Below are 13,989 nucleotides of genomic sequence, written 5' to 3'. Positions count from 1 at the left end.
GGTAACCAAATGACAATCATCTATACAATGGCGATCGGATTAGTTATTTTCATTGCCGTGTTGGCAGTTACATTAAAGGCTATTTCAAAAGGATATAATTATAAGCATGAAGTAGATCCGCTTCCAGACGCAAACAGAAATGAAAGAAGTTGAATAAAGGAAAGCTGTTCGATTTTCGTTATGAATTACTTAAATCGAACAGCTTTTTTACATTTGGAGGATGACATAAAGGAATTTTTCAGCATGTAAAAGCAAAGCATCTACATTAATTTGAGCTTCTTCAACATTAAAAAGCAGAGCTTCAACATTAATAATTACTCACAAAAAAGCACCGACCGAAGTCAGTGCAAATGTTTACTCAACCAAATTTAAATTCTATTTATTGCTCAATGAATATTCCTCTAAAAATTCCTCATATTTATCTGTTGGCGCTGCACCCATGATTCGGTGCACTTCTTCGCCATTTTCATAGTAAACTAATGTTGGTGTTGCTTCGATGTTATACTCACTCCAACCATCTTCAAATTCTAAAAGGTTGAACTTCTTTAATTCAACACCTTTGTCTTTTGCTAATGGGGACAATCTTGGAGTTGCTTCCCTACAGTGCTCACAGGTCGGACTGAAGAAATAGACAGTCATCGTTTCACCAGAAGATAAGTCTTCTTCTAATTCATTTGGAGTAATAACATTTTGATAATGCTCATTATCCAATAATTTAACCGTTTCTGGATGTAAGGAATCTTTTCCATAAGGGTTTCCTTCGACTTTCTCAGATGTTGCCATATTCGTTAGTAAGACGATCCCAATAAATAAGATGATCACTAAACTACCGAAAATTAGAATTTTTTTCATGGTTACACTCCTTTTGTTTGTTTCAAGCCAAGGATGCTGATGACTAATATGAGTACAAATGCGATTCCGGCTAGAAACGGTATGGAAATAAAGCCGAGCCAGTCAATATAGCTGCCGATACAAGAAACTTGTCCACAGCTCGGTGCAGTTGATTGTAGAAACTCTAACTTTTGTATCCCATAGTGATAAATCGAGATGGACAGACCGATACTAGAAAAAACGATAGAATAAATGAATACTTTTTTGTCTTTTAATATCGTTCCAATCAACAGTATGAGTACAAGGGGATACATAAAAATTCGTTGGACCCAACATAGCTCACAAGGTGGGTACTGTCGAACTTCCGAAAAATAAAGTGATCCCAGTGTTGCGATTAAAGAGATAATCCATCCGATTATAGCGAAATTTTCAGTTCGTTTTGTCATAATTAGTCTCCTATAGGTACAACAAAATTATAGTATGAAAAACACCAAAAAGTAAGAAGTATGCTTTGAATATTTTATTACATCTATTCTTATTGTAAGATAGAGAAGATTGGAGGAAAGAAAATGACCTTTAACATCTTATCTAGGCTTTCGATAGCATTAGCAGCTTTCCTATTTACATATATCGCAAATTTATTATTTTCTGATATGAGTTTACAAGCTGCGAATGACTATTTATCCAACCCTTTACATTGGATCGTCTTTACATTCTATTTAATAGGTGTATCTTTCTTGATCGATTGGATTTTCCGAAAAATAAATGAAACATCTACTTGGTCTTATGTTTCCGCCTATACATTAGCCGGAATTGTCATATGGGCTGTACTGTTTATTACTGTGTTGTTTGATTCCTTTTCATGGTATTTCTTTGTGGTGATTTATTCAAGTATTTATACTGTGTTAGGGTTCATCGTATTTTATTTGTTTTTAAAAGTTTTTCGTATGAATGTGAAAAAGATCTTGATGATTGGAATTCCATCATTAATAGCAATTCTTTTTATCGTTTTCACAAACCCGGCGATCAAATCGGGATTTTCAAGTACGTATGAAGCGAATACATATCATGCTGAATTCGATAATTTCAATGGAGAAGAGCCTGTGTGGATTCCAGTAGAAGAAGGACAAGAATATGAAATTACGATTGATTGGAAGGTAAAAAATGATGCACAGCATGGACTTCGTGTCTCGCCAGAAGTTCATGACATGGGTGAATTGGCCATTGAAGAAAATGAATCCATTTCTTATGAGGCAGCTGAAACAGGAGAATTGCTGTTCTTTTTTCATGGGGTCAATATAGAGGGTGAAGTAACATTTACTTGGGAAGAAATCTAGCAGAAAAAGGAGTATGACAACGTGGAAACAACAATCGCCATTGCAATCTTTTTACTAACATTACTTTTTGTTATTTGGCAGCCAAAAAACCTAGGAATTGGTTGGTCTGCTTGTGCGGGTGCAATCATTGCCTTATTATTTGGTGTCGTTACGTTTGATGATGTTGTTACCGTCACAGAGCTTGTCTGGAATGCCACACTTGCTTTTGTCGCCATTATTCTCATATCATTAATTCTCGATGAAATAGGATTTTTTGAATGGGCCGCTTTACATATGGCGCGGCTGGCTAAAGGAAATGGCGTAAAAATGTTTTTTTACGTTACATTACTCGGTGCAGGTGTTGCGGCGTTATTCGCGAATGATGGTGCTGCATTAATTCTGACGCCAATTGTTTTGTCGATGGTTCGCGCTTTGAACTTCAAAGAAGCTATGATTTTGCCGTTCATTATGGCGAGTGGGTTCATCGCGGACACGACATCTTTGCCATTCGTTGTAAGCAACCTTGTCAACATTGTATCAGCAGACTTTTTTTCGATTGGCTTTATCGAATATATGCTTCGAATGATTTTGCCTAACATGTTCTCGTTAGTCGCAAGCATGGTTGTGTTGTATTTATTTTTCCGTAAATCCATTCCTGGAAATTATGATGTGACAGCGTTACGGAAACCGAGTGAGGCGATAAAGGATCATACGATGTTCCGATTGTCATGGATTGTTCTAAGTGTTTTATTAATTGGCTATTTTGCCAGTGAATTTATCGCTATTCCCGTGTCTGTCGTAGCTGGAGTTACCGCTATTATCTTTTTTATCATTGGTAGACGAAGTCCAGCTGTTTCTGCAAAAGAAGTGATTACAGGTGCACCGTGGGATATTGTATTTTTCTCAATCGGCATGTATGTCGTCGTCTTCGGCTTGCGAAACGTCGGCCTGACTGATTTGCTGGCAGAGATTATTAATTACACCGTCGATGGCGGATTACTTGCTGCGACGATGGCCATGGGATTCATCGCTGCAATCTTGTCCTCTGTGATGAATAATATGCCGACCGTGATGATTGATGCGTTGGCGATTGCGGATACGAATGCAACCGGAATTGCGAAAGAGGCACTGATTTATGCAAACGTAATCGGTAGTGATCTCGGTCCGAAAATAACGCCGATTGGTTCACTAGCAACTCTATTATGGTTGCACGTCCTATCCAAAAAAGGAATTCATATTTCCTGGGGCTATTACTTTAAAGTGGGTATTATGTTAACGGTTCCTGTGTTGGTGATTACGTTATTTGGACTGTACCTTTCATTGATATTATTTTAAGGAGTGAGTCTAATGGATAAAAAAATTGTTTATTTTCTTTGCACCGGAAATTCTTGCCGCAGCCAAATGGCAGAAGGATTTGGAAAAGAAATTTTAGGAGAGACGTGGGATGTTTATAGCGCAGGAGTGGAGGCCCACGGATTGAACCCAAAAGCAATTCAAATGATGAACGAAAAAGGAATTGATATTACGAATCAATCCTCTTCCATAATTGATAAAGAAATTTTAAATCGTTCGGACCTTGTCATAACGCTCTGCGGGGATGCAAAGGACCGTTGTCCAACAATCCCAGCAAATGTACAAACAACACATTGGGATTTGCCAGACCCAGCGAAAGCAGTGGGAACGGAAGAAGAAATATTACGTGAATTTCGTAATGTTCGCGATGAAATTGAAACACGAATTAAATCACTTGCCGAAAATTAAATACAACTCTCACTAGCAGAAAAATGATGATGGCATGCTGTCATCATTTTTTTGTTTTCATAGGACTAAATCCCTTTTTTGTTATTGTATTCTTATAAATTTTCTGTAAAATAAAAAGGGGAGGGGAACGGTGATGAGAAAGTATTTACGTAAAATTAGCTGGAAACATGCTATGTTTACATTATTCTATACGGCACTCTTGATGTTAGTAATATCACCTTTTTTCTATATTTATTATGTCAATAATGGCTTGCCCATTTTTGACAATCGATTGGAAGCGGCAACAATCGATCATTTAGAATCGGTTGGTCTTTCAGAGGATGAGATTGCAGATTCAAAAGTTGTCCGTCCGAATTATGATACGAGCGAAGACTATTATAAAGCGCATGTTTTTGTCAGCTTCGTCGATGATCCCGATGTCTATTACATATATGGAAAAGAAAAGTACTTTGGTGACATCGTTCAATACTGTGAAAAAGAAGTCGCACTACCGAAAGGGAATCAGCTTGTGCGTGAAGCTATGAGTTACGATGAACGAGGCTGTATTTCCATACCGAACGAGGACACTGAAGAATAATCTACATAATCGGTTAAACACCTGATCTACTTGATTGGGTGTTTTTTTGTGTTCAATTTAATTGTTAGGGACCATATATTTTTAATCTGGGTGCATATTTACGCGAAAAGGTAGCATATCACCAGCCGTCCAATGTTCTTTTGTGCAGGTTTTATGAAACGGTTGACCACTATTCAGAAAGATTTCCACAAAATTTGTATATCTTGATATAGGTCAAGGAATAGAACCACAATCCCTTCTATACTTAAGATGAACCAAAAAACAAAGGAGAGATGAAGATGAAAACAACTAAATTTCAGTTAGAAACGTTAACATGTCCATCTTGCATAAAAAAAATTGAAAGCAACTTAGGAAAAATGGATGGTGTGGATGAAGTGAAGGTTCTCTTTAACTCAAGTAAAGTCAAGGTCCAATACGATGAAGCAAAAGTGAATAAGGATCAACTTGAAAATACGGTCACGAAGCTTGGTTACCCAGTATTGTCAGCTTCTTGATTGGAGGAGAACACATTGAAAAAGATACTCCTCACCATTGACCCACTCACTTGCCCGGGATGTGCAAGTGAGATGGAATCAATGATTCTTGAAAAAGAAGGTATTGAACTTGGAAAGGTATTTCACCAGCTCGGCAAGGTTTTATGCCGGTATGATGAGGAAAAGATCGATTCGGACACGGTAGAACATTGGATACAACAAATTGATGCAACAGTCAGGTAAAAAAGAGAGGGAGTGTTTAGGATGGTTCGTTGGATACAAAGGCAGACAAATCAACTGACGTTTACGGCAGGAGCATTACTGATTATTGCTTTCATTGCTCATTGGATAGGAATTGTAGCGGTCAAGCAAGGTGCCTTGATTGTCGCGACAATTGTTGCGGGCGTTCCGATTGCCATTAAAGCGTTCCAAGCATTGCGAATGAAGGCTTTTAGCATCGAGTTGTTGGTGACTATTGCAGTAACAGCTGCGTTGTTTATAGGAGAATATGTTGAATCGGCAGCGGTCACATTTCTATTCTTATTTGGAGCATATCTTGAAGCGCGTACACTCAATAAAACAAGAGCATCATTAAGAGAATTGACGGAATTGGCACCTGATGAAGCATCTGTTTTCAGGAATGGAGATTGGGTGTCCGTATCGGTAGATGAAGTTGAAGAAGGAGAGAGAGTCGTCGTTCGCTCAGGTGGAAAAATTCCAGTCGATGGAAAAATTTTAACCGGTGAAGCAACGATTAATGAAGCAGCCATTACAGGTGAGTCTGTTCCAGTAGGAAAAACAAACGATGATGACGTTTTCAGCGGGTCAATCATTGATTCAGGTTATATCGAAATGGTGGCTGAAAAAGTTGGAGAAGACACGACATTCGCAAAAATTATTGAGTTAGTGGAAGAAGCGCAAGAATCCAAATCAAAAACACAGCGTTTTTTGGATAAGTTCGCGAATATTTACACCCCATCTGTCGTTGTATTATCGGTTCTCGTTTATTTAATAACGAGAGATCTTCATTTAGCCATTATCTTTTTAGTTATTGCTTGTCCTGGCGCGTTAGTTATCGGTGCACCTGTGTCAAACGTGGCGGGTATAGGGAATGGGGCTAAGCGTGGCGTCTTGATCAAAGGCGGCGACGTGATGGACCGGTTATCGAAAATTGATACCATTGTCTTTGATAAAACAGGAACGTTAACAAGAGGAAAGCCGGAAGTGACTGATTTTCATGTTATCAGCGATGACAATCCTAACGACTTGCTACAAATGATTGCGCAAGCAGAGATGGCTTCTGAGCATCACTTAGGAAAAACGATTGTCAAACATGCAAGAGCAAAAGGGTTATCATTACAAAATGATTATGAATACGCTGAAGTCGTAAAAGGAAATGGCCTCAGAAACCGCGTTGCTGGCCACCAATTCAGTATTGGCAACCGTATGTTAATGGAAATGGATGGCGTCAAACTAACAGATGAAGTCAATAACTATGCAATCGAGCAAGAAAAGAAAGGCAACACAGCAATTTTCGCAGCAAAAAACGGTCAATTAGTAGCCATCATTTCAATTGCTGACCAAATCCGTGAAGATGCCATTGACGCTTTGAAAGAACTTCGTGAACACGGAATCAAGCAGATGATCATGCTTACTGGTGATAATGCGCACACAGCGAAGCGAGTGGCGGATCAACTTGGCTTGGATGGATATCATGCGGAACAATTGCCAGTAGATAAAGTGAAATTCGTAGAAAAACTACAAAACGAAGGACATAAAGTCGCGATGATCGGTGATGGAATCAATGATGCGCCATCCATTGCAAAAGCGGATATTGGCTTGGCGATGGGCGAAGGCGGAACAGATGTCTCCATGGAAACAGCTGATGTTGTCTTGATGGCTGATAAATTAAAGCAATTCTCCCATGCTTACGCATTAGCGAAAGTGACGGTTCGGAACATGAAACAAAACATGGCTTTTGCTGTCGGAACAGTATTCTTATTACTACTCGGAGTGCTAGCAGGAAGCATTCACTTAGCATCAGGCATGTTCATCCACGAGGCAAGCATCCTGGTCGTCATCTTGAATGGTATGCGGTTGATTCGATTCAACCGTGAACCATCAGAGAAAAAGATCAAAACAGTACCTGCACACGCTTAATCATCTAAACACTCCCTTTTATTCGGAAACCAATGCCTCCGCATTGGTTTTTTCTTTATCGTAAGTTCTTTGGCACATATTTTTCTAAGTTTGGCTCAAAAAAATCATTCATGGCCGCATATATTCAGTGAGTGGTATCAAATATTTTCAATTAGGATTTATATCGACATAGATCGGTTTCATATTTCACCGAATTGGGCGCATATCGTTTCCGTCCAGCAGTTCAGTAGGATAGACCAACAGCCTTCTAAGCTGTAGATCGGGCGTTCGAATCTCTCCTGGGACATGCCAGAATCCAGTAAGCCGTCACAACAGAGTGAATGAATTGACGCTATTGAGATTTTCACCGATGATAGAATCAACAGATCCACTCAAGAATGGGGGATGAAAATGACAGAGGAACATACACAAGAACAAGGCACAGGACATACATGCCATCCAAGCGGGTCACGGAAAGCCTGTGTTTCTCAAGTGCCGATCTTCAACCATCTTGGACATGAGCAGATGAATGAGATAATGAATGTGGTCCGACACGTTTCATTCAAGAAAGGAGAGATAATCTTTGGAGCTGGGGACTGGTCGGATACGTTGTATATCATTCACCAAGGTAAGGTAAAGATCTATCGGTTGGCTGAGTCTGGGAAAGAACAGATTTTAACAGTTCTATACCCAGGTGACTTTACAGGGGAATATGCATTATTCAACGAATCGACGCACCATGACTACGCTGAGGCGATGGAAAAAACGAATATCTGTATGATCAAAAAGGAAGATCTGCAAAGTTTCTTAACGAAGTATCCAACCATATCGCTAAAAATGTTGACAGAGTTCTCTAAACGACTGGAAGAATCAGAATCGCAAACAACAAACTTCGCAACTGAAAGAGTGGAAACCAGAATCGCATTATACCTAGCCGATTTAGCGAATAAAAGTGGAAGTGAAACCATCAAACTGCCAATGAGCCGTCATGACCTAGCATCTTACTTAGGAACCTCACCGGAAACGATTAGTCGACGCCTGGCGGATTTAGAGGACCGTGGATTGGTTAAGCAACTTTCAAGAACGAATATTGAAATTATCGATATGGATGGGTTGTTGTTGATCTAAATATTTATCAAAAATAAAACTCATCAACGTCATGTCGATGAGTCAAAAAGGAAGAATGGTTATAGAAACGTAATTCCAATTAAGAATCCAGCGATAAACAATAGGCTAAATGCCCAATGATGCACGGCGGCATGTTTCATACCAGCTAACTCTTCAGCTCTTGTGGCATCCTTTCGGTAAGATGTCACAAGTCTGATTGCGAATGGTATCGCTAAAATGGATAAAACAACCGTCAATGGGAGGTAATCCCCCAAGACTAATAAAAACATGGTTAGATAGCCTAACATGAGGATAACCGTAAGTAACTTAACCGCATTTCTTTTTCCAAGTAAAATGGGGATCGTCATACGGTGATTGGTGTCTTTTTGAATATCACGAATATTATTTGTCAGAATCATCGTGGAAATCATCCAGGCGAAAGGCAGAGCGATTAAAAAAGCGTGAAAACCAAGGTGCTCGCCTTGAATCCATAAAGAGACGAACAGAGGGGCTGGGCCCATAAAAATAAATGCCGTCACTTCACCAAGTGCCATTGAAGATAATGGGCGGGGACCACCAGAATATAGCCAGCCTGCCATAATTCCTGCGACTCCTACCAAAATGATCCAAAAAGTTGTCAGTATTGCAAGCCAAAGTCCAATCAATGAGGCGATCGCCAGCATCAATGCTGCAACTTTCGGTAAAGAAGCGTGGCTCGGTCCGTGAATGATCCCGGAGTCTTCAATAGGTTGAATCCATTTCTCCTGATCCTGACCTCGCTTGAAATCATAATAGTCGTTCAGCATGTTAATCGAACCCTGAACGAGTAATATGGCAAATAGGAACAAAATGAAAATTTCTACCTGAAAAGTATGATGTTGTATCGACAAAACAGCTCCTGCAGAGGCAGGAGCAATCGTTCCGGTAAACGTTAGTGGCCGAAAAAGATGAAACCAAGAATGTCGGTAATGATATAGCTCGGCCGGATGTTTAATCGCTACACTCATCTGCATCATCCTCTCTAACATGCCTTATCGTTTATATAACCCACATTACTAGATTTGAAGCATCAACGCGATGATACCTAGAAAACCGATGACTTCAACACCCGCGACCAATGCAGTGAATCGAAAAGCGCGGTTCAATGGAGTGCACATATCTTTCTTGGCTAAGTTCCATATCGTATTATCTTCTAAAACATTCATTGTTTTTCGGAACCCAATCAAAGACCCCCAAAGTAATACAAAAACCGCTAAGAAGAAGGCAGCAATGAATTTACGCCCATACATCGTTGTATATAAATCACTCCATTGGTCAATTGGGCCGAGGACGGTACCGAGTAGAATGCCTGTGAAAATGACACCGATTCCTTCAATGATAAATAACCAATGCGTATGTTTCATCAAAGCAGTTAAAAACGTACGTTGTTGGGCCCGATCTAACTTGTTGGAAGCGGGATAGACTGCCCACCCGACAAACATAACCCCTCCGACCCATAAGATTGCTATGACAATATGCAACCAAAGCACTGTTTGATACATTGTCCATATCATCGGATACCCTCCTCACTTCTACCTTCAATATGATCGTATCAACGTTTGGCGCTCATTTCCTTGATGTAAATCAAGAAACACAAATTGTAACTGTTTTCCAAGTGTAAATATTCACACAATATTGATAAACAATGATAAATATGGAGGAGTTCCATGATATAATAGAACTAGAGAGGGAAGGTATTCCGCTCTATATCCAACAAGCTTTGTAACGACATTTTACTCTTCAAAAAATAGGAGGGGTCCATATGTTTTTGGATAGACAATATCAGTATGATGAAGGAATTGATCGGATGATGAATGAAGGTGGTGTATTCCATCCGGATGTGTTGAATGAGCTTAATGTTCAAGCCCACTTAGTGGAGTACAAATATATTTACGACGAAGGAATAGACCGGTTAGTCAACGAGGGAGGTTTATATATCCCGATAATCCAGGAAAGGAATGAATGGTTTGTTGAACCGAAGGAACTTGTGTTGGCTGAAAATGAATTATAATCCATAAAAAATCTGCACTGCTAATCAAAATAGCATGCAGATTTTTTAATATGTAAACGATAAAAGCATGAAGTGTAAGACACTCCATGCTTTTGATTACATTAGATTAATATTTCAATCTCTTGTTGTTCACGTAGCTCGTCAATGTACTTTTGTTCCTGCTCTTGAGCTTTCTGTGACTGAAGCTGTTGTTCTAATTTAGGCTTCATAGCTTCAAAGTCTTCTGCTTCTTGGTCCATTTCTTTAGCTTGTTTCTTGTAATTATCATAAGCTTCTTGCAGCTCTTCCTCTGTCACTTCAGCATCTTCAATGTTTTCTTCCATGAATTTATTGATCACAATGTTTCTTTTAATGTCATTTTTGATTTCTTCTTCTGTAACGTCATTTTCTTCAAAAACTTCTTTGACATCATCTGTTTCATACTGTTCTTTCAACTGGGAAACGAGTTCATCGTAATTACTTTTAACCTCTTCTTCAGATGCTTCAATGCCGTTTTCCTTTGCGGATTGCTCGATGACTTCTGTATTGATTAACTGGTCTAACGCCGTTTGTTGAATGCCATCTTTATTTTCTTCGACATTCATACCGTACATTTGATATTGTTGCTGAATTGCATTTACGTTTAGTGCAAGTTGTTCATTCGTGATTTCTTCTCCGTTAACTGTTGCAACGACATCAGGGAAATCTTCTGCTTTCACTTCTTCAACTTCTTGTTGGCCTTCAGCGTTCTCGCCTTCAGCACCTTCATTTTGTTCCGTATTCTCGTTTTCATTGGCCTTTTCGCCATTCTCGCTATCCCCATCATCACCACCGCATGCAACCGCTACAATCGATAAAAGTAACAATACGCTGATGAGAAATAATTTTTTCATATAGAATAACCCTTCCTTTTGAGTGAATTAAATTAGGTACGACCTGAATTTTAGCACACGGTTTAAACAATATACAAGCTTTAACAGTAATTGAAATTAAATTGTAATATATTTCTTTTCACTTGCTTTTTTTTTGGAATCGAGTTAAAGTAGTAATTGTACGAAATGATTCGATTCATTGTTTACTTGGGTGGCCTCTCTTTAGGAAGTCAAAGTAACAAGATCCAATTGTTTTGTAGTATTTTAAAGGAGGTCATTCATATGACAGGTACAGTAAAATGGTTTAACTCAGAAAAAGGTTTTGGCTTCATCGAGCGCGAAGATGGCGACGATGTATTCGTACACTTCTCAGCAATCCAAGCTGAAGGTTTCAAAACTTTAGAAGAAGGTCAAACAGTAGAGTTCGAAATCGTTGAAGGCGATCGCGGACCACAAGCAGCTAACGTTGTTGCTCAATAATGACTATACAAGATGCACGCTTACGGGCGTGCATCTTTTTTGTGTGTTTACGCATAAACGAAACAAGATCTCCAGCTTTTAAAAGGCTGGAGATCTTTTCTTTTAATAAGGGTCTGCGTCATGTCCTTCACGTTCGGCTTTTTCGGTTGCCTCTGATGATGATGTATTTCCTAGAGGGCCTCTACTTGAGTCGTCCATTCCATTTTTCGCTTTTTCAAGCCCTTCACGTAATCGTCGTCCATATTCATCATCAGCTTCTTCTGCGAGTTCCATCCATCGATCTTGGATTCGTTGATCGCATACTGATAAGTCATTGACGAGATTGGAAATCAATTCTGCTTTTTCCCATTCCTCAAACTGTCTGAATGTCTCTCCTGCTTGCTTAGTATTACTTGTTCGTTCAATGGATTCGCGTGTTAAATTACCTTCAACATATGGCTCGTGATCTTTACCATACGGTTCAGCTTCTTCATAGCCACCTAAAATGGATGGCTCATAATTGATAGCCGGGTTTTTACTTGAATGACGATCAACTTCATAACGCATATTACCGCCTTCTTGGTTCGTATTCACTTCTTTATTTGCCCGGTTGATTGGTAACTGTAAATAATTCGCCCCTATCCGATGACGTTGAGTATCGGAATAGGAGAATGTGCGTCCTTGAAGCATTTTATCGTCTGAAAAATCAAGTCCATCAACCAATACACCAGTACCGAAAGCAGATTGTTCAACCTCTGCAAAGTAATCATCCGGATTTCTGTCTAGCACCATTTTCCCGACCGGAAGCCAAGGAAATTGATCTTCTGGCCACAGTTTTGTATCATCCAGTGGATCAAAGTCGAGTTCCGGATGCTCTCCGTCCGCCATGATCTGAACATATAGTTCCCATTCTGGATAATTTCCTTCTTCAATGGCTTCATATAAATCTTGTGTCGCATGATTAAAGTTTTGTCCTTGAATTCCTTCGGCTTCTTTTTGCGTCAAGTTTTTAATACCTTGTTTCGGTTCCCAGTGGTATTTCACCAATACAGCTTCACCTTCATCGTTTACCATTTTGTACGTGTTCACGCCAGAACCTTGCATTTGACGATAATTTGCAGGGATTCCCCACGGGGAATAAATGAATGTAACCATATGAAAAGATTCTGGAGAACTTGCACAGAAATCAAAAAAACGTTCAGGGTCTTGAATATTTGTCACTGGATCTGGTTTGAATGCATGAATCATATCTGGGAACTTCATTGCATCGCGGATGAAAAAGATTTTTATGTTATTGCCAACTAAGTCCCAATTTCCGTCTTCTGTATAAAACTTCACTGCAAAGCCACGTGGGTCCCGTAATGTCTCTGGTGAATGTGTACCATGAATGACAGTTGAAAAACGAACAAACACAGGGGTTCGTTTGCCTTTCTCTTGGAAAAGTTTTGCCCTCGTATACTTTGATGAAGGTTCATCGCCGATTTTTCCATACGTCTCGAAATAACCGTGTGCGCCGGCGCCTCTTCCATGTACGACACGTTCAGGGACTCGCTCACGATCAAAATGACTGATCTTCTCGATGTAATCATAGTTTTCCAATGTTCCTGGGCCGCGATTACCGACAGTTCGAATATTTTGGTTTTGCGTTACTGGATGACCTTGTCGGTTTGTCAGCCTTTCTTTATTCATCTCATGTTTCTTACGGCTGGATTGGTCTGACATGAAATCCTCCTATAATATTATTTCTCCTCTATTCTTGATATAGAAGAGCTATATGTATATTTTCCCAACTTACAAGAATTTAACCGAGTTCATACGTAAGATTTCTGACATTTTATTTGAAGTATATTGAAAGTTCATTTATGGTTGAATTAAACAGCAAAAGGGAACAGTTCAGAGAAACCAATAATCCAACCTAAAAGGAGTGTTGATGATGAGTAACGAATTGTTTACAACAAAAGCAACCGCAAAAGGTGGAAGAGCTGGTCACGTAAAATCTGAAGACGGTGTCATTGATTTAAACATTGTCATGCCGACGGAAAATTCAAATGAAACAGGTACAAACCCTGAACAACTTTTTGCGGCAGCTTATTCGGCTTGCTATGATGGTGCGTTAAATTTAGTCGCCAAGCAAAAGAATAAAAAAATCGATACGACCACAACAGCAGAAGTAACTTTCTTACAAGAAGGAGAAGGTGGTTTTAAAATTGCTGTTAAATTAGTTTCTGAATTCAATGGTGTCGCTCAGGACGAGGCAGAAGAGTTAATGAAAGAAGCACATCAAGTATGTCCATATTCCAAAGCGACAAGAGGGAATGTCGACGTTGAATTAGAAGCAAAATCAAATGAATCTTAAGAAAATAATTCAAATAAGACTGTCCGCTACTTAAAGTGGGCAGTCTATTTGTATATAATTTTTGACAAT

The 13,989-nt window shown here is 39.3% G+C and carries 18 protein-coding genes; 12 read left to right on the top strand and 6 right to left on the bottom strand.

The window, feature by feature from the left end:
- Positions 1-9 precede the first annotated feature (9 nt).
- Entirely contained in the window at positions 10-153 is a 144-nt protein-coding gene (gene ytzI / locus FPQ13_RS10230) for a YtzI protein (RefSeq protein WP_144089233.1), read from the top strand.
- Positions 154-375: 222 nt separating this feature from the next.
- Here the strand turns inward: ytzI and FPQ13_RS10225 are convergent, their stop codons facing one another.
- Both FPQ13_RS10225 and FPQ13_RS10220 read right to left on the bottom strand, forming a co-directional pair.
- Positions 376-852, bottom strand: a complete 477-nt coding sequence (locus tag FPQ13_RS10225; protein WP_144089232.1) for a thioredoxin family protein — start codon at positions 850-852, stop codon at positions 376-378.
- 2 nt (positions 853-854) lie between these two features.
- The gene (locus FPQ13_RS10220) at positions 855-1,277 is read right to left on the bottom strand and encodes a disulfide oxidoreductase (protein WP_144089231.1); all 423 of its coding nucleotides are present in this window, start codon (positions 1,275-1,277) and stop codon (positions 855-857) included.
- Positions 1,278-1,400: 123 nt separating this feature from the next.
- Here FPQ13_RS10220 and FPQ13_RS10215 point away from each other — a divergent pair, with 123 nt between their 5' ends.
- The 8 genes from FPQ13_RS10215 to FPQ13_RS10175 all read left to right on the top strand — a co-directional run bounded on the left by FPQ13_RS10215 (position 1,401) and on the right by FPQ13_RS10175 (position 8,225).
- A complete protein-coding gene (locus FPQ13_RS10215) occupies positions 1,401-2,168 on the top strand; it encodes a hypothetical protein (RefSeq protein ID WP_144089230.1) in 768 nt (255 codons plus the stop codon).
- A 21-nt stretch (positions 2,169-2,189) separates the two neighbouring features.
- Positions 2,190-3,482 carry an arsenic transporter gene (locus FPQ13_RS10210; RefSeq protein WP_144089229.1) on the top strand — a complete coding sequence of 431 codons (1,293 nt, stop codon included), beginning with the start codon at positions 2,190-2,192 and terminating at the stop codon, positions 3,480-3,482.
- A 12-nt stretch (positions 3,483-3,494) separates the two neighbouring features.
- On the top strand, positions 3,495-3,908 hold the full coding sequence (arsC, locus tag FPQ13_RS10205; RefSeq protein ID WP_144089228.1) for an arsenate reductase (thioredoxin): 414 nt from the start codon (positions 3,495-3,497) through the stop codon (positions 3,906-3,908).
- A 133-nt stretch (positions 3,909-4,041) separates the two neighbouring features.
- Entirely contained in the window at positions 4,042-4,485 is a 444-nt protein-coding gene (locus FPQ13_RS10200; protein WP_144089227.1) for a hypothetical protein, read from the top strand.
- A gap of 278 nt (positions 4,486-4,763) precedes the next feature.
- On the top strand, positions 4,764-4,979 hold the full coding sequence (locus FPQ13_RS10195) for a heavy-metal-associated domain-containing protein (RefSeq protein WP_144089226.1): 216 nt from the start codon (positions 4,764-4,766) through the stop codon (positions 4,977-4,979).
- A 15-nt stretch (positions 4,980-4,994) separates the two neighbouring features.
- Positions 4,995-5,201, top strand: a complete 207-nt coding sequence (locus FPQ13_RS10190; RefSeq protein WP_144089225.1) for a heavy-metal-associated domain-containing protein — start codon at positions 4,995-4,997, stop codon at positions 5,199-5,201.
- A gap of 21 nt (positions 5,202-5,222) precedes the next feature.
- Positions 5,223-7,118: a heavy metal translocating P-type ATPase gene (locus FPQ13_RS10185; RefSeq protein WP_144089224.1), complete on the top strand. Its 1,896-nt coding sequence runs from the start codon at positions 5,223-5,225 to the stop codon at positions 7,116-7,118.
- 390 nt (positions 7,119-7,508) lie between these two features.
- Positions 7,509-8,225 carry a Crp/Fnr family transcriptional regulator gene (locus FPQ13_RS10175; protein WP_222103154.1) on the top strand — a complete coding sequence of 239 codons (717 nt, stop codon included), beginning with the start codon at positions 7,509-7,511 and terminating at the stop codon, positions 8,223-8,225.
- 59 nt (positions 8,226-8,284) lie between these two features.
- Here FPQ13_RS10175 and menA read toward each other — a convergent pair whose 3' ends face one another.
- Together menA and FPQ13_RS10165 are read right to left on the bottom strand one after the other, a co-directional pair.
- Entirely contained in the window at positions 8,285-9,211 is a 927-nt protein-coding gene (gene menA, locus FPQ13_RS10170; RefSeq protein WP_186279649.1) for a 1,4-dihydroxy-2-naphthoate octaprenyltransferase, read from the bottom strand.
- Positions 9,212-9,259: 48 nt separating this feature from the next.
- Positions 9,260-9,757, bottom strand: coding sequence for a hypothetical protein (locus FPQ13_RS10165; protein ID WP_144089221.1), 498 nt, complete (start codon positions 9,755-9,757; stop codon positions 9,260-9,262).
- Between the two features lie 248 nt (positions 9,758-10,005).
- Here FPQ13_RS10165 and FPQ13_RS10160 point away from each other — a divergent pair, with 248 nt between their 5' ends.
- Complete coding sequence (locus tag FPQ13_RS10160) at positions 10,006-10,254, top strand: hypothetical protein (RefSeq protein WP_144089220.1); 249 nt, start codon at positions 10,006-10,008, stop codon at positions 10,252-10,254.
- A gap of 101 nt (positions 10,255-10,355) precedes the next feature.
- Here FPQ13_RS10160 and FPQ13_RS10155 read toward each other — a convergent pair whose 3' ends face one another.
- A complete protein-coding gene (locus FPQ13_RS10155) occupies positions 10,356-11,126 on the bottom strand; it encodes a SurA N-terminal domain-containing protein (RefSeq protein ID WP_144089219.1) in 771 nt (256 codons plus the stop codon).
- Between the two features lie 261 nt (positions 11,127-11,387).
- Between FPQ13_RS10155 and FPQ13_RS10150 the strand changes: the two genes are divergently transcribed.
- Positions 11,388-11,585, top strand: a complete 198-nt coding sequence (locus FPQ13_RS10150; protein WP_144089218.1) for a cold-shock protein — start codon at positions 11,388-11,390, stop codon at positions 11,583-11,585.
- Positions 11,586-11,687: 102 nt separating this feature from the next.
- Here FPQ13_RS10150 and FPQ13_RS10145 read toward each other — a convergent pair whose 3' ends face one another.
- On the bottom strand, positions 11,688-13,286 hold the full coding sequence (locus FPQ13_RS10145; protein WP_144089217.1) for a catalase: 1,599 nt from the start codon (positions 13,284-13,286) through the stop codon (positions 11,688-11,690).
- A 211-nt stretch (positions 13,287-13,497) separates the two neighbouring features.
- Here FPQ13_RS10145 and FPQ13_RS10140 point away from each other — a divergent pair, with 211 nt between their 5' ends.
- Complete coding sequence (locus FPQ13_RS10140) at positions 13,498-13,920, top strand: organic hydroperoxide resistance protein (protein ID WP_144089216.1); 423 nt, start codon at positions 13,498-13,500, stop codon at positions 13,918-13,920.
- The last annotated feature ends 69 nt before the right edge of the window (positions 13,921-13,989 follow it).

This window comes from Allobacillus salarius (genome assembly GCF_007559425.1).
Taxonomy (GTDB): domain Bacteria; phylum Bacillota; class Bacilli; order Bacillales; family Alkalibacillaceae; genus Allobacillus; species Allobacillus salarius.
This window is presented reverse-complemented; position numbering and strand designations above follow the sequence as displayed.

Coding starts and splice junctions, on each gene's coding strand:
- ytzI (WP_144089233.1), top strand. CDS start 10: ATGACAATCATCTATACAATGGCGATCGGATTAGTTATTTTCATTGCC.
- FPQ13_RS10225 (WP_144089232.1), bottom strand. CDS start 852: ATGAAAAAAATTCTAATTTTCGGTAGTTTAGTGATCATCTTATTTATT.
- FPQ13_RS10220 (WP_144089231.1), bottom strand. CDS start 1,277: ATGACAAAACGAACTGAAAATTTCGCTATAATCGGATGGATTATCTCT.
- FPQ13_RS10215 (WP_144089230.1), top strand. CDS start 1,401: ATGACCTTTAACATCTTATCTAGGCTTTCGATAGCATTAGCAGCTTTC.
- arsC (WP_144089228.1), top strand. CDS start 3,495: ATGGATAAAAAAATTGTTTATTTTCTTTGCACCGGAAATTCTTGCCGC.
- FPQ13_RS10200 (WP_144089227.1), top strand. CDS start 4,042: ATGAGAAAGTATTTACGTAAAATTAGCTGGAAACATGCTATGTTTACA.
- FPQ13_RS10195 (WP_144089226.1), top strand. CDS start 4,764: ATGAAAACAACTAAATTTCAGTTAGAAACGTTAACATGTCCATCTTGC.
- FPQ13_RS10185 (WP_144089224.1), top strand. CDS start 5,223: ATGGTTCGTTGGATACAAAGGCAGACAAATCAACTGACGTTTACGGCA.
- FPQ13_RS10175 (WP_222103154.1), top strand. CDS start 7,509: ATGACAGAGGAACATACACAAGAACAAGGCACAGGACATACATGCCAT.
- menA (WP_186279649.1), bottom strand. CDS start 9,211: ATGAGTGTAGCGATTAAACATCCGGCCGAGCTATATCATTACCGACAT.
- FPQ13_RS10165 (WP_144089221.1), bottom strand. CDS start 9,757: ATGATATGGACAATGTATCAAACAGTGCTTTGGTTGCATATTGTCATA.
- FPQ13_RS10160 (WP_144089220.1), top strand. CDS start 10,006: ATGTTTTTGGATAGACAATATCAGTATGATGAAGGAATTGATCGGATG.
- FPQ13_RS10155 (WP_144089219.1), bottom strand. CDS start 11,126: ATGAAAAAATTATTTCTCATCAGCGTATTGTTACTTTTATCGATTGTA.
- FPQ13_RS10150 (WP_144089218.1), top strand. CDS start 11,388: ATGACAGGTACAGTAAAATGGTTTAACTCAGAAAAAGGTTTTGGCTTC.
- FPQ13_RS10145 (WP_144089217.1), bottom strand. CDS start 13,286: ATGTCAGACCAATCCAGCCGTAAGAAACATGAGATGAATAAAGAAAGG.
- FPQ13_RS10140 (WP_144089216.1), top strand. CDS start 13,498: ATGAGTAACGAATTGTTTACAACAAAAGCAACCGCAAAAGGTGGAAGA.